This is a genomic window from [Clostridium] scindens (assembly GCF_019597925.1).
In the GTDB taxonomy this organism is placed as follows: domain Bacteria; phylum Bacillota; class Clostridia; order Lachnospirales; family Lachnospiraceae; genus Clostridium_AP.
Genome location: NZ_CP080442.1, coordinates 2,501,380 through 2,514,487, shown reverse-complemented (window position 1 = coordinate 2,514,487; position 13,108 = coordinate 2,501,380). Strand labels below are relative to the sequence as shown.

General features: G+C 49.4%; 10 protein-coding genes and 1 riboswitch. Of the genes, 7 read left to right on the top strand and 3 right to left on the bottom strand.

Annotated elements, in window-relative coordinates:
- Positions 1-8: 8 nt before the first annotated feature.
- Together glyA and K0036_RS12075 are read left to right on the top strand one after the other, a co-directional pair.
- Positions 9-1,244 (top strand): serine hydroxymethyltransferase, encoded by a 1,236-nt coding sequence (gene glyA / locus K0036_RS12080; RefSeq protein ID WP_220429816.1) that lies wholly within the window; start codon positions 9-11, stop codon positions 1,242-1,244.
- Positions 1,245-1,372: 128 nt separating this feature from the next.
- Complete coding sequence (locus K0036_RS12075; protein ID WP_025643082.1) at positions 1,373-1,753, top strand: hypothetical protein; 381 nt, start codon at positions 1,373-1,375, stop codon at positions 1,751-1,753.
- Positions 1,754-1,837: 84 nt separating this feature from the next.
- Here K0036_RS12075 and K0036_RS12070 read toward each other — a convergent pair whose 3' ends face one another.
- The 3 genes from K0036_RS12070 to K0036_RS12060 are packed head-to-tail and all read right to left on the bottom strand — an operon-like array spanning position 1,838 to position 3,000.
- Entirely contained in the window at positions 1,838-2,449 is a 612-nt protein-coding gene (locus tag K0036_RS12070) for a manganese catalase family protein (RefSeq protein ID WP_025643083.1), read from the bottom strand.
- Between the two features lie 3 nt (positions 2,450-2,452).
- Positions 2,453-2,722: a spore coat protein CotJB gene (locus K0036_RS12065; protein ID WP_004605048.1), complete on the bottom strand. Its 270-nt coding sequence runs from the start codon at positions 2,720-2,722 to the stop codon at positions 2,453-2,455.
- On the bottom strand, positions 2,719-3,000 hold the full coding sequence (locus tag K0036_RS12060; protein WP_025643084.1) for a spore coat associated protein CotJA: 282 nt from the start codon (positions 2,998-3,000) through the stop codon (positions 2,719-2,721). Before K0036_RS12060 ends, K0036_RS12065 begins: the two co-directional genes overlap by 4 nt.
- Positions 3,001-3,250: 250 nt before the next feature.
- On the opposite strand from K0036_RS12060, the gene K0036_RS12055 reads away from it, so the two are divergent.
- The 5 genes from K0036_RS12055 (at position 3,251) to K0036_RS12035 (ending at position 13,084) form a co-directional block, all read left to right on the top strand.
- Complete coding sequence (locus tag K0036_RS12055) at positions 3,251-4,942, top strand: FAD-dependent oxidoreductase (RefSeq protein ID WP_220429815.1); 1,692 nt, start codon at positions 3,251-3,253, stop codon at positions 4,940-4,942.
- A gap of 71 nt (positions 4,943-5,013) precedes the next feature.
- Positions 5,014-5,097: riboswitch (ZMP/ZTP riboswitch) on the top strand.
- 96 nt (positions 5,098-5,193) lie between these two features.
- A complete protein-coding gene (pflB, locus tag K0036_RS12050) occupies positions 5,194-7,425 on the top strand; it encodes a formate C-acetyltransferase (protein ID WP_220429814.1) in 2,232 nt (743 codons plus the stop codon).
- Between the two features lie 209 nt (positions 7,426-7,634).
- Positions 7,635-10,541 carry a response regulator gene (locus tag K0036_RS12045; RefSeq protein WP_220429813.1) on the top strand — a complete coding sequence of 969 codons (2,907 nt, stop codon included), beginning with the start codon at positions 7,635-7,637 and terminating at the stop codon, positions 10,539-10,541.
- The gene (locus K0036_RS12040; RefSeq protein ID WP_259283291.1) at positions 10,538-11,839 is read left to right on the top strand and encodes an ABC transporter substrate-binding protein; all 1,302 of its coding nucleotides are present in this window, start codon (positions 10,538-10,540) and stop codon (positions 11,837-11,839) included. Before K0036_RS12045 ends, K0036_RS12040 begins: the two co-directional genes overlap by 4 nt.
- Positions 11,840-11,926: 87 nt before the next feature.
- Positions 11,927-13,084: an FtsW/RodA/SpoVE family cell cycle protein gene (locus K0036_RS12035; protein ID WP_025643089.1), complete on the top strand. Its 1,158-nt coding sequence runs from the start codon at positions 11,927-11,929 to the stop codon at positions 13,082-13,084.
- Positions 13,085-13,108 lie beyond the last annotated feature (24 nt).

The following is a 13,108-nucleotide window of genomic DNA, read 5'->3' as shown; positions in this document are numbered from 1 at the left end:
GTACTGGAATGTATGATTTTGACGAGATTAAAAAGGTAGACAGCGAGATTGCAGATGCAATCAAGAAAGAGATGGAAAGACAGAATTCCCATATCGAATTGATTGCATCTGAAAACTGGGTAAGCAAGGCAGTTATGGCAGCTATGGGAAGCCCGCTGACCAACAAGTATGCAGAGGGGTATCCGGGCAGAAGGTATTATGGAGGCTGCCAGTGTATTGATATTGTAGAGGATCTGGCAAGAGAACGCGCGAAGAAGCTGTATGGATGCGACTATGCCAACGTGCAGCCGCATTCGGGCGCCCAGGCGAATCTGGCAGCGTTTTTTGCGATGCTGACGCCCGGAGATAAGGTTCTTGGAATGAATCTGGATCATGGCGGCCATCTGACCCATGGCTCTCCGGTGAACCTTTCCGGCAAATACTTTGAGATCGTCTCTTACGGAGTCAATGATGATGGCTTTATAGATTATGATAAGGTAAGGGAGATCGCTTTAAAAGAGCGGCCGAAGCTGATCATTGCAGGAGCCAGCGCTTACGCAAGGACCATTGACTTTAAGCGTTTCCGGGAAATTGCAGATGAGGCAGGGGCTTATCTTATGGTGGATATGGCGCACATTGCAGGCCTTGTGGCAGCAGGACTTCATCCAAGCCCCATTCCCTATGCCCATGTGACGACAACCACGACGCACAAGACGCTGAGGGGCCCCAGGGGAGGAATGATGCTCTGGAACCAGGAGGCGCAGGAAATGTTTAACTTCGACAAGGCGATATTCCCAGGAACCCAGGGAGGCCCGCTGGAACATGTAATTGCTGCCAAAGCGGTATGCTTCAAGGAGGCACTGGAGCCGGAATTCAAGGAATACCAGCAGCAGATCTTGAAGAACGCACAGGCGCTCTGCAAAGGGCTGATGCAAAGAGGCGTGAAGATCGTATCCGGCGGAACGGACAATCACCTGATGCTGGTAGATCTGAGCAAAGAAGAGGTGACGGGAAAAGAACTGGAAAAGCGTCTGGATGATGCGCATATCACCTGCAACAAGAATACCATACCCAATGAGCCAAGGTCTCCGTTTGTGACCAGCGGCATCAGGCTTGGCACTCCGGCAGTCACCACCAGAGGAATGACCGAGGAAGATATGGACGTTATTGCAGAATGTATCTTCCTTGTACAAAAGAGCGAAGAAAATGTTGGAAAGGTCAGGGAGATGGTGGCAGAACTGACGGAAAAATATCCTTTATGCTAATATTTTCAGATTTTTTTTGATATTTTGTGTCGGATGTATTATAATGTCCCTATGAAATCATATTTGCATATGAAAGCAGCCTGAGGACTGTAAGAATACTATCACGATACGAGGAGGGACACGTTCCGATGAAATGTCCAATATGCGGTCAGGAACTAAGACCAGGAAAAAAGGATCCGAACTATCTTTTATGCTATAACTGCAAGAAGAAATTCAAGGTTCCGCAAAAAAAGATGCAGCAGAAAGAGGAAGAAGAGCAGAGATATTCCAACATTCCGCCGAAGCATGTGCGGAAGAAACGTGAAGACGAGATGCGCAAAGCCTATGACGATATGCTGGCTGTCGATGATGGCAAGAGCAGAAAGAAGAAGCCAAGACGCCAGGAAGAGCCGGATGACGACTTCTATGACTATGAAGAGGAAGAGAAGATGTCCAAAGCGCCGATCATTATCCTTGCGATCGCTATTTTGATCGTAGCCGCGCTGATCATATTTATGCTGTTGAAATAAAAGATAAATGAATGCGATGCCGATACTTTTAAAGTACCGGCATCGTTTTTTTGCCGCAAAGTAGCGGCATTAGAGGCAGGGCAATTATTTGCCGCAGGGCCTGATATCAAACTCTGGGTTGATGGCGTAGAAATTCTTGCTGTCCAGATTGTCCTGCACGATCCTTAAGGATTCGCCGAATCTCTGGTAGTGAACGATTTCCCGTTCCCGGAGGAAGCGGATCGGCTCGCAGACTTCAGGGTCTTTTACGAGGCGCAGGATGTTGTCGTATGTTGTTCTTGCTTTCTGCTCCGCTGCCATGTCTTCGTGCAGATCGGTGATAGGATCGCCTTTGGACTGGAAGTAGGTGGCAGTCCATGGCGTTCCGCTTGCGGCCTGTGGCCATAAAGCCAGCGTATGGTCTACATAATATTTGTCAAAGCCGGATTTCTCAATCTCTTCCGGGGTAAGATTCCTGGTCAGCTGATGGACGATGGCGCATACCATTTCCATGTGTGCCAGTTCTTCCGTACCGATATCGGTCAGGATGCCGGTTACCTCTTTATAAGGCATCGTATATCTTTGAGAGAGATATCGCATAGATGCGGCCAGTTCCCCATCAGGCCCGCCAAACTGGCTGATGATGACCTGAGCGATCTTGGGATTGGTCTGTGTGATTCTTACGGGATGTTGGAGTCTTTTCTCATAATTCCACATATATTAGCATCCTCCTTCCTGCCATGGCCATGGCTCGTTGATCCAATTCCAGCGTTCGGTGCAAGTGCTTGCGGTATCAAGCGTAAGAGGACCATAATATTTGGCGTATTCCTTCAGCGCCTGGACGCGCTGCTTTTTGAATTCGTCGAAGAATTCCATTGCCTCTTTGTTGCAGGGGTGCGTATCCAGGAACAGTTTCACGTCATCTACTGCAAAACTGACTACGTTGATCCAGTCTAATAAATCTTTGCGGCAAGGCCTGTTATCTGTCATTTGCAGCAACCTCCTATTCCTTTGAATGGCTTATCTAATTCTTCGAATATCGTACCCCTGTGGAATCCTTTTTCCACTTCATAAATTGCCCGCCATTGCTGCCACGGCACGTAAGCCATAGCGATTGGCAGGCCATTAAGCTCATCATATTCTGCTCTGTCGTCGCAGCACGCCGGCTTGCTTGGCATCGGTGGGACAGAAGCAGCCGCAGGCTGTCGGCTGCAGCCGCTCTGGCCGCGTCTTGTACAATCAGATGTGTTATAGCGATAATTAGGCATATGCTTTGCTCCTTCCATAAACGTTTGCAATAATAGTGTATGGAAAAACCGATAAGATGTGAGCATTCTGGCGGAAGAGGCGAGATCAAAAAGCCAGCGGCAGATGACAGTTTCTACATATTTAGCGTATAGGGAAGCGACAAAAAAACGGCATAGTATATGATTCTTTGCAAGCCTGTTGACTTTGCAATCCCAGGAAATTATGGTGGATTTATAACATAGAAGAGAGGAAGAAAGGAGAGCGGATAAAATGGCAAGTTATACACCCGGGACATATACCGGAAAAGGCTACGGAGTAAGAGGAAAGGTGATATTGGAGGTTACATTCTCAGAGGATCGGATCACGGACATTAAGATTGTTAAGCATAAGGAAATCTACGGGCAGGCATATGGCCTGGAGAGTTCTCCTTTTGAACATTACATTCCTAAGATTATCGAGCATCAGTCGCTGGCAGTTCCTATGGTGGTGGGAGCGGAAGTGGTGTGCGGCGCTATCGTGCATGCGGTCGCCTCATGCGTAGAGCAGGCCGGAGGGGATGCAGATGCCTTAAAGAAGGTTCCGGTACCGGTTCCGGCGAAGAAGCCAGACCGTACGATTGACGCGGATGTGGTCGTATTCGGCAGCGGCCTGGCAGGACTGTCCGCGGCCGTGGAAGCCGCAGATTGCGGAGCCAAGGTTGTTCTGGTGGAAAAGCAGGGGATCGTGGGAGGCTCTTCCGCAATATCCGGAGGCAAGCTCATTGCGGCAGATACCCGTATGCAAAGAGCGCAGGGAATCTATGACTCTCCACAGGAACTGTTCGGCTTCTTGAAAAATGCAGCTGGCGGCTTCCTGGATGATCCCAAGATCAACTATTTCTGCTATCATGCCAATGAGAACCTGGAATGGCTGATCAAGCTGGGGCATGAGGTACAGGATTTAGAGGCGCCCCATGGCTCTCAGCTGCCATGGAGGATACACAATTGCGTCGGCGGAGACGGGCAGACCATGGGATGGGGCGGCAGTTTCATTGTTCCGCTGAATAACCGGTTCCATGAACTGGGCGGCACTACGCTTCTGAATACGGCGCTGACAGAACTGATCAGAGAAGATGGAAGAGTCGTTGGAGCCAAAGCGGTAGATACGCAAGATGGCAGTACCGTGACTTTCCATGCCAGCCAGGGAGTAATTCTGGGGACCGGCGGATATGCGGCCAACAGGGAACTGGTAGAATCTAAGTTCCCATGGATGAAGGACTACTATTATAACTGTCCGGATTCCAGCCAGGGAGATGGAATCTGGGCTGCTGAAGCCATCGGGGCGAAAAATTACCAGCATCCCTATCTCCAGACCATGCTGCTTCATGATCGAAGCGGGGCAGGCGTCAATGAAGAGTCAGGGCTGATCGTGACCCGCAGCGGGGAACGGTTCTGCAATGAATATCAGTTCCACAGCCTGGTTGGGGCCGAGCTTGCGCGTACGGGAAGCGCTGGCGCATGGTATATTACCTGCGGCGACGAGCCCTTCCAGCTGCTGAATTATGCGCTTACCCTGCCAGATACCCCCAAGGCCGGCAGCATAAAGGAACTGGCAGGAAAGATGGGCGTTGACCCGGAGGTTCTGGAAAATACGGTGAATCGCTATAATGAGCTATGCCGCGCAGGATTTGACGAAGACTTCGAAAAGCCGGCAAGCCAGATGCATGAATTGAAAGGCCCTGATTATTATGCGGTATTCTTAAAGCCGGCTACCTCCATAACATTTGGCGGCCTTCAGATTGACATTGCAGGAAGAGTCCTGGATCAGGAGGGACGAATCATCCCCGGACTGTTTGCATCAGGAGAAGTGGCGAATACAGGCAATTTTGGCCACGGTGTTCCTGCATGCGGCTACAGCCTTGGGCATGCCCTGTGCTTTGGACGAATTGCCGCCCGCACAGCTTGCCAGAGAGAGATGCTGTAACATAAAATTTAGTAAAAATGACGAGTTGACACTTGAGGCTTTCTGATGTTATACTCCTCATACAAGTAGACAAAGGTCTTCATTACTGACGGATAATGTGGAGTACCACAAGGGAATGAAGATCTGTAATCAAGCCGACCGTCTGGGCAGCATCGTTTTTTGATGCTGCTCTTTTTTGTCCATCATTACCAGGATAAAAGGAGAGCAGCAGCGAATGGATGCCATATTCAGAATATAGGAGGAAGTATCAGATGTTTACACAATGGGAAGGATTTCAGACAGGAAAATGGCAGGAAGAGATCAATGTACGCGACTTTATCCAGAGGAACTATACGCCTTATGAAGGAAACGAAGAGTTCCTTAAGCCGGCTACCGGACGCACGGAGGAACTGCTGCACAAATTCGAGAATCTGCTGGTGCTGGAAAGAGAGTTTGGCGGAGTGCTGGACATTGACACCCATACGGTTACCTCTCTTTTGAACTATAAGCCCGGCTATCTCGACAAAGACAAGGAGATCATCGTGGGGCTGCAGACGGACAGGCCGTTAAAGCGCGGCGTCAATCCTTTTGGCGGACTTCGGATGACAAGAGAAGCCTGCAAGGCCTATGGCTACGAATTGTCCCAGAAGGTAGAAGACGAGTTTCAATACAGGACCACGCACAATGACGGGGTGTTCCGCGTCTATAACAAAGCCACCAAGGCGGCAAGGCACTGCGGGCTGATCACAGGCCTTCCGGATGCATACGGAAGAGGACGCATCATCGGAGATTATAGAAGAGTGGCCCTTTACGGCGTGGACCGCCTGATTGAAGAAAAGCAGAAAGATAAAGACCGAATCAGTATGGAGACGATGGATGTGGATCACATCCGCCAGCTGGAGGAACTGTATCAGCAGATTAATTTCCTTGGAAAATTAAAGGAAATGGCCGCCATGTACGGCTATGATATCAGCCAGCCGGCCCGGAATGCAAAAGAAGCGGTTCAATGGCTCTACTTTGCGTATCTGGGAGCGATCAAGGAACAGAATGGCGCAGCGATGAGCCTGGGCAGAACCTCTACCTTCCTGGATATTTATTTTGAAAGGGATCTTGAAAGAGGCATCTTAGATGAGACGCAGGTTCAGGAGATCGTGGATGACTTCGTGATGAAGCTTCGCATGGCCAGGCATTTGAGAACGCCGGAATACAATGATTTATTTGCTGGAGATCCCATGTGGATTACGGAATCCATAGGAGGCATGGGCGAAGACGGACGTACGCTGGTGACCAAGAACAGCTACCGCATGCTGCATACGCTCTATAACCTGAAGCCATCCGCAGAACCAAACCTGACCGTACTGTGGTCTAAGAATCTGCCGGAGAATTTCAAGCGCTTCTGTGCAAAAGTATCCTGCGATACGGATGCCATCCAGTATGAGAACGATGACATGATGCGTCCGCAGTTCGGGGATGACTATGGTATCGCCTGCTGCGTATCAGCAATGAGAATTGGAAAAGAGATGCAGTTCTTCGGCGCAAGGGCGAACCTGGCCAAGATGCTTCTGATGGCGCTCAACGGAGGAAAAGACGAGAAGCATAATATGCAGGTGGGACCGGAACATGAGCCATACCAGGGCGAGTATCTGGAATATGACAAGGTTATGGAACTGCTCGATATCTACCGGCCTTGGCTTGCGAATATGTATGCCAATACGATGAATGTGATTCATTATATGCATGACAAGTACGCCTATGAGAAGACCCAGATGGCGCTTCATGATACGGACGTGCATCGGTATATGGCATTTGGCATTGCGGGAATGAGCGTGCTTGCAGACTCATTGTCAGCCATCAAGCATGCAAAAGTCAGATGTATCCGCGATGAGGAGACGGGGCTGATTACCGATTATGAGATTACCGGGGAGTATCCGGCCTTTGGAAATGATGACGACCGGGCAGACCAGATTGCCAGCGAGCAGGTAAGACTGTTCTATGAAGAACTTAAGAAGCAGAAACTGTACAGAGATGCAGAGCCGACGCTATCGATCCTGACCATCACGTCGAACGTGGTGTACGGGAAGAAAACGGGAGCCACCCCTGACGGGAGAAAAGCAGGAGAGCCGTTTGCCCCCGGGGCAAATCCAATGCACGGAAGAGACAGAAACGGCGCGCTGGCATCCCTGAACTCTGTGGCCAAGCTTTCCTACCAATATTGCAAGGATGGCATCTCCAACACCTTCTCCATCGTGCCTCAGGCTATGGGCAAGACGGAGGAAGAGCGGCTTTCGAATCTGACCGCGGTTCTGGATGGCTACTTTGGACAGATGGCGCACCACCTGAATGTAAATGTCTTAAACCGCGACACGCTGGTAGATGCCTACAACAATCCGGAAAAGTATCCAAACCTTACGATCCGGGTTTCCGGATATGCGGTTAACTTTAACAAGCTGACAAAAGAACAGCAAAAAGAAGTGATCTCCCGGACATTCCATGAGAGAATGTAGCAAGTTAAGACAGAATAGATTATGAAGATAGAATAGAGAAATGCAGAACCGGAAGCAGAGGAACCCTGTTTTCCGGTTCTGTTGTTTTTAAAGGGAGGGTATATAGCGCGTTATCCGTCGAGATTTCTGGATTCCAGTAGCGAAGATTGCAGGATGATGCCAATTGTGATAGAATCATAGCAAAGTTAGAGGAAAGCCAAGGGGAGAGTATGAGGAAATATAAAAAGCGTTCTATTATAATCTTAGTCAGCGTAATCTGCCTTTTGGCACTTATCATCGTTTTTATGCTTTCTTTGCTGAACAGCATTACCACAAAGATGAACCAGGGTTCCAGCCAGTCGCTGATGAATTCCACACGTATGATCCAGAGCAGCATCAGCAGCGAACTTGAAAATGACATGGAGCAGATCGAGTCTTCTGCCAGCCTGTTCGTCATGAGCGGCGGGGAGAAGGATGCGGCGAAGACTCTTGCCAATTATGCGGCTGCGACGGAATTCTTCCGATTCTATTACATAGATTTAAACGGCACCGGAATCAACAGTGACGGGGAAAGAGTCGATGCGGCAGCCCTGCCTTTTGAAGAAACTGCGCTTTCCAAGGGAAAACGCAGTTATTCTGATGCCTATGTGGGGGATAGCGGGAGGCTTCAGGTTACGTTTCAGGCGCCTGTACTGTCGGATGGCAGGCAGGTGGGAGCCCTCTACGCGGACAAGACGCTTTCCAGATACAACGATCCTGCGCTTTTTACATTCAGCGGAGGATCGGGAAATGCCTATGTGGTAGACGGATGCATGGGCTCGTGGATCATAGAGAGCACGGGATCGAACACGGAAGATATCTATGAGTTTCTGGATCGGGAGAATAATAGCAAGAAAGTAAAAGAAAAACTGCAGCAGCTGATGAAGAATGGAGAGGCAGGAACCATAAGCCTGGAGTTTAAAGGGGAGAGCAGCCTTTTGTGCTTCCTTCCTATGGAGAATTCTTATAACTGGTATCTTATCTCCATCATGCCGAAAAGTGTTCTACAGCAGGAATCTTCTGAAATTATACGGATGGTAGGCATTACTTTTGCAGAACTGACGATTGCGCTGGTTTTGATTACGGCGCTTCTTTTGAGCCGGGAGGCTATGAAAGGCCGGGAGCAGGGCCGCATTTACAGAGAGCGGCTTTTCCAGAACATATCAGCCAATATCGATTTTGCATTTCTGGTCTATGCTCCTGCCAAGCAGAGCGTGGAGATGGTTTCCGACAATGTGGGCCTGCTGTTTGATGTGGAGCCTGGGAAGGTGGCGGCCGGGCCGGATATTCTGTTTGATCATTGCGGAGTGCCTAGACAGGATCCGGAAAGAAAGGCATTCTTTAAAGGCGCGCTGAAGGAAAAAGTCCGCAAAGAGTATAAGACGGGTACAGACAATGAACTGCAGCGCTGGACGGAAGTACATTTTATTCCGGCTGATGACGGGCAGTATCTGGCTGTGATGCATGATACCACCGTGGAGCATCATATGCGGGATGACCTTGCGGAGGCACTGCGCCAGGCTCAAGAGAACAACCGTGCCAGGACGGCATTCTTCTCATCCATGTCCCACGATATCCGTACGCCTATGAATGGAATCATAGGCATGACGGCCATTGCCAAGGCAAATCTGAATAATCCGACGAAGGTGGAGGACAGCCTGGAGAAGATATCGGTTGCTTCGGATCATCTGCTTGCCCTCATTAATGAGGTGCTGGATATGTCCCGCATAGAGAGCGGCAAACTCAGCCTGAAGAAGGAGCCTGTAAACTTGCCGGAACTGATCTCCAACGTACTGCTTCTGATTAAGACGGAACTCGCGAAAAAAGGGCATACGATGCATGTCAAGTCTTCAGTTCTGGATTATGATACGGTAATAGGGGACGCCCTGCATATACAGAAGATTCTGATAAATCTTCTGTCTAATGCGGTGAAGTATACGCCGGAGGGCGGCGAGATTACCATCCGGCTTAATGAAAGGCGCCGGTCCAGCCAGATGGTGGACATTATATTCCAGGTGGAAGACAATGGAATCGGCATGGAGCCAGATTTTATGAGACGCATGTTCAGTCCATTCGAGCGGGCGGAAGACAACCGCCTGAGCAAGATTACCGGTACTGGCCTGGGCATGGCTATTACCAAGAATATTGTGGATATGATGGGAGGGACGATCCGTGTGGAAAGCACTCCGGGCGCGGGATCAAGATTCACGGTCACTCTTCCTATGCAATTATCAGAGACCCGTGATCAAGAAGCGGCAGTCCTGGCGGGCCATACGGTTCTGGTTGTCGATGACAGCCCGGATACCTGCGAAGGCATCCAGATCATGCTGGAGGAGGTCGGCGTACACGTGGATTGGACATTGGATGGCCGATCCGCTGTGGAAGCGGCAACCAGCGCGCATCTTAAGGGCCAGGACTACTTTGCGGTCATATTGGATTGGAAGATGCCTCAGATGGATGGAGTTGAGACTGCCCGCAGCATCCGCGCAAGTCTTGGAAGGGATATACCCATTATCCTTCTGTCCGCCTACAATTGGGAAGAGGTGGAGCAGGAAGCGCTGGAGGCAGGAATCAATGGATTCCTGACAAAGCCCATCTTCCGATCCGAACTGGTGCAGAAACTGCGTTTTTATATCGCGGGCTCTTCTGCAAAAGCGCAGGAAGTTCCTGACGATGCAGGCACAGCAGGCCGGTTCGATGGGCTGCGGGTGCTGGTGGTCGAGGACAATGAACTGAACCGGGAGATTGCCATAGAACTGTTAAGCAGTGCCGGCATATGGGTGGATAGCGTAGAGAACGGCCTGCAGGCCGTTCGGAAAATGGAGCAGAGCGAAGAAGGATATTATGATATGATCTTTATGGATATTCATATGCCAGTGATGGATGGCTTTGCGGCTACAAAGAATATACGGAAGATTCCCGGGAAAGGCGCTGATCGGATTCCAATTATTGCCATGACCGCGGACGCCTTCGAAGAGGACATCCTGAGATGTAAAAACGCCGGAATGAATGCCCATATTCCAAAACCGATCAATATGGAACGGGTGTTTGAGGTCATCCGGTCTTATTGGGGAGAAGAAAGCGAGGAAGTAAAATGATGAAAGCAAAGCATGCAAGACGGATGGCAGCAGGCATGGCCTGCATTCTTCTATGTGGAGGATGTGCAGGCAAAAAAGAGGAGGCGGATGTCTATATCGATGAGAACGAGCCGGATGTGGTAATCTCTTTATTTACCCAAGGGGAAGAGATATCGGAAGCTATTAATGATTGCTGCAGCGAGGTGATCAATCCCAAAAGCCAGGGCAATATTATCCTGTACAGCGATTATGCAAATTATTATGCGGAGGAAGGCTTGTCTTACAGGGAACTTTTGCTGAAGCGGATGGAAAGCGGGCAGTCAGACGACTTGTACATCATCCCGGCGGAGGATGTGCTGGAGTTTGACCAGAAAGGCTTTATCTATGACCTGTCCGATCTGGATTGTATTGACAATCTTTCAGAAGATGCATTATGCCAGAGCATATATAATGATAAAGTCTTCTCGGTCCCGCTGTCTTACACGGGCTTTGGACTGATCTGGAACGTGGATATGCTACGCCAGAATGGATTAGAGGTGCCGGGAAATCTTGAAGAGTTCTATACAGTCTGCGAGACGCTGAAAGGCAATGGCATTCTTCCTTATGGGGCCAATAAGGATTTTGGACTCAGTGTTCCTGCTATGTGCGCGGGCCTGGGACCAGTGTACCAGGATCCAAAGAGCGAGGAACTGGTAAAACAGCTGGCAAGCGGCAAGACGCCTATCAGCACTTATATGAGGGACGGGTTCGAATTTCTTCAGACCATGGTTGATAAAGGATATCTGGATCTGGATCAAGCCTTGAATACGCTGCCAAGCAGTGAGGAGGAAGCGGCATTTTTTGCCGAAGGGAAATGTGCGTTCATCAGTTCGCTATGCCGCGAAAAAGCCTTTCGAGATGACTATGCCTTTGAGGTTGAGATGACTGCTCTTCCTGTACTTCCCAAGGGGGCTGTATGCGTTGTGGGAGCAGATCAGAGGGTGGCGGTGAATCCCAACTCGGAGCACTTAAAAGAAGCTTTGACCATAGTGGAAAACCTTTGTACGCCGGAGACACTGAATGAATTTGCCAAAAAACTGGGGAAGATTTCCTCCGCCCAAGGAAATCAAGCCTCAACGCTGCCTCAGGCGGACAGTTTTGTATCCTGCGTGGCAAAAGGCGGGCAGATACCCAACCAGGATTTTACGCTTCATTTTAACACCTGGAACACCATCAAGGAACTGTGCCTGGAACTGTACCAGGGCGCAAGTGTAGATGACGTGTGCAGCAAATATGACGCGCTCCAGGCAGAAGAAATCGCGTTGTATGGCAACGAGTAAGCAGGGCCGCGAGGACAGCGGCATCCAAATTCCTAGTTGTTTTTACCTCTGTATCTGAGTATAATAGAGACGATTGGAGTGTAAAATATGGCTAGAAAAAAAGAAACAAGAAAAAAGCGAACAAATACCGTCAGTTATTTTGACTATAGCTTGCTGGCCGTGCTGATATTCCTGTCCTGCTTTGGCCTGGTGATGCTGTATAGCACAAGCGCCTACAGCGCTTTGGTAAGCTATGGGGACAGCATGCATTATTTTAAGCGGCAGATCCTGTTCTGCATCGTTGGATTTATCGGCATGTATATCGTTATGAAGATCGACTATCATGTCTATATTAAATGGGCAAAGCCGATTTATTTCTTCTCCGTATTCATGATGCTTCTGGTAAAGACGCCTCTCGGGAAAGAAGTAAATGGCGCCAAGCGATGGATCAAGCTTCCATTTGACCAGCAGCTGCAGCCATCGGAGATTGCGAAGATTGCAGTGATTCTGTTCATACCGGTGCTGATCTGCAAGATGGGCAAGGAGATAAAGACGCTAAGAGGTATTGGACAGGTTCTCCTGTGGGGCGGCTTCTCTGCAGCCTGCGTTCTTTTTCTTACAGATAACCTAAGTACTGCCATTATCGTTATGGGAATCTCATGCATCATGGTATTCGTCGTGCATCCAAAGACGAAGCCCTTTATTGCCATCGTTATTGCCGGACTGGCAGTGATTCTGGTAGGAGTGAAGATACTGGGAATGGCGCTTGCAACCAGCGAGAACTTCCGTCTGCGAAGAATTCTGGTATGGCTGAATCCGGAAGACCATGCCTCAGAGGGTGGATACCAGATCATGCAGGCTCTCTATGCCATTGGTTCCGGAGGATTCTTTGGAAAGGGACTGGGCAACAGCGCGCAGAAGATGATCATTCCTGAAGTGCAGAATGATATGATTCTTTCTATTATATGTGAGGAACTGGGCGTGTTTGGAGCGATCATCGTCCTGGTGCTATTCGGAATGCTGCTGTTTCGGCTTCTGTTTATTGCCCAGAATGCGCCGGACCTTTATGGATCCTTGATCGTAACAGGAATTTTTGCCCATATCGCCCTCCAGGTAGTATTGAATGTGGCAGTTGTCATCAATCTGATTCCTACGACGGGAATCACGCTTCCGTTTATCAGTTACGGAGGAACCTCGATTCTGTTTCTGATGGCGGAGATGGGGATTGCGCTGGGGGTATCGCAGAGAATCAAAATCAGCGAATAAAATACTTTTCTTTCTGGCATAAAT

What these genes read in the sequence shown, in the direction of transcription:
- glyA (WP_220429816.1), top strand. Translation starts at nt 9, where the DNA reads ATGTATGATTTTGACGAGATTAAAAAGGTAGACAGCGAGATTGCAGAT.
- K0036_RS12075 (WP_025643082.1), top strand. Translation starts at nt 1,373, where the DNA reads ATGAAATGTCCAATATGCGGTCAGGAACTAAGACCAGGAAAAAAGGAT.
- K0036_RS12070 (WP_025643083.1), bottom strand. Translation starts at nt 2,449, where the DNA reads ATGTGGAATTATGAGAAAAGACTCCAACATCCCGTAAGAATCACACAG.
- K0036_RS12065 (WP_004605048.1), bottom strand. Translation starts at nt 2,722, where the DNA reads ATGACAGATAACAGGCCTTGCCGCAAAGATTTATTAGACTGGATCAAC.
- K0036_RS12060 (WP_025643084.1), bottom strand. Translation starts at nt 3,000, where the DNA reads ATGCCTAATTATCGCTATAACACATCTGATTGTACAAGACGCGGCCAG.
- K0036_RS12055 (WP_220429815.1), top strand. Translation starts at nt 3,251, where the DNA reads ATGGCAAGTTATACACCCGGGACATATACCGGAAAAGGCTACGGAGTA.
- pflB (WP_220429814.1), top strand. Translation starts at nt 5,194, where the DNA reads ATGTTTACACAATGGGAAGGATTTCAGACAGGAAAATGGCAGGAAGAG.
- K0036_RS12045 (WP_220429813.1), top strand. Translation starts at nt 7,635, where the DNA reads ATGAGGAAATATAAAAAGCGTTCTATTATAATCTTAGTCAGCGTAATC.
- K0036_RS12040 (WP_259283291.1), top strand. Translation starts at nt 10,538, where the DNA reads ATGATGAAAGCAAAGCATGCAAGACGGATGGCAGCAGGCATGGCCTGC.
- K0036_RS12035 (WP_025643089.1), top strand. Translation starts at nt 11,927, where the DNA reads ATGGCTAGAAAAAAAGAAACAAGAAAAAAGCGAACAAATACCGTCAGT.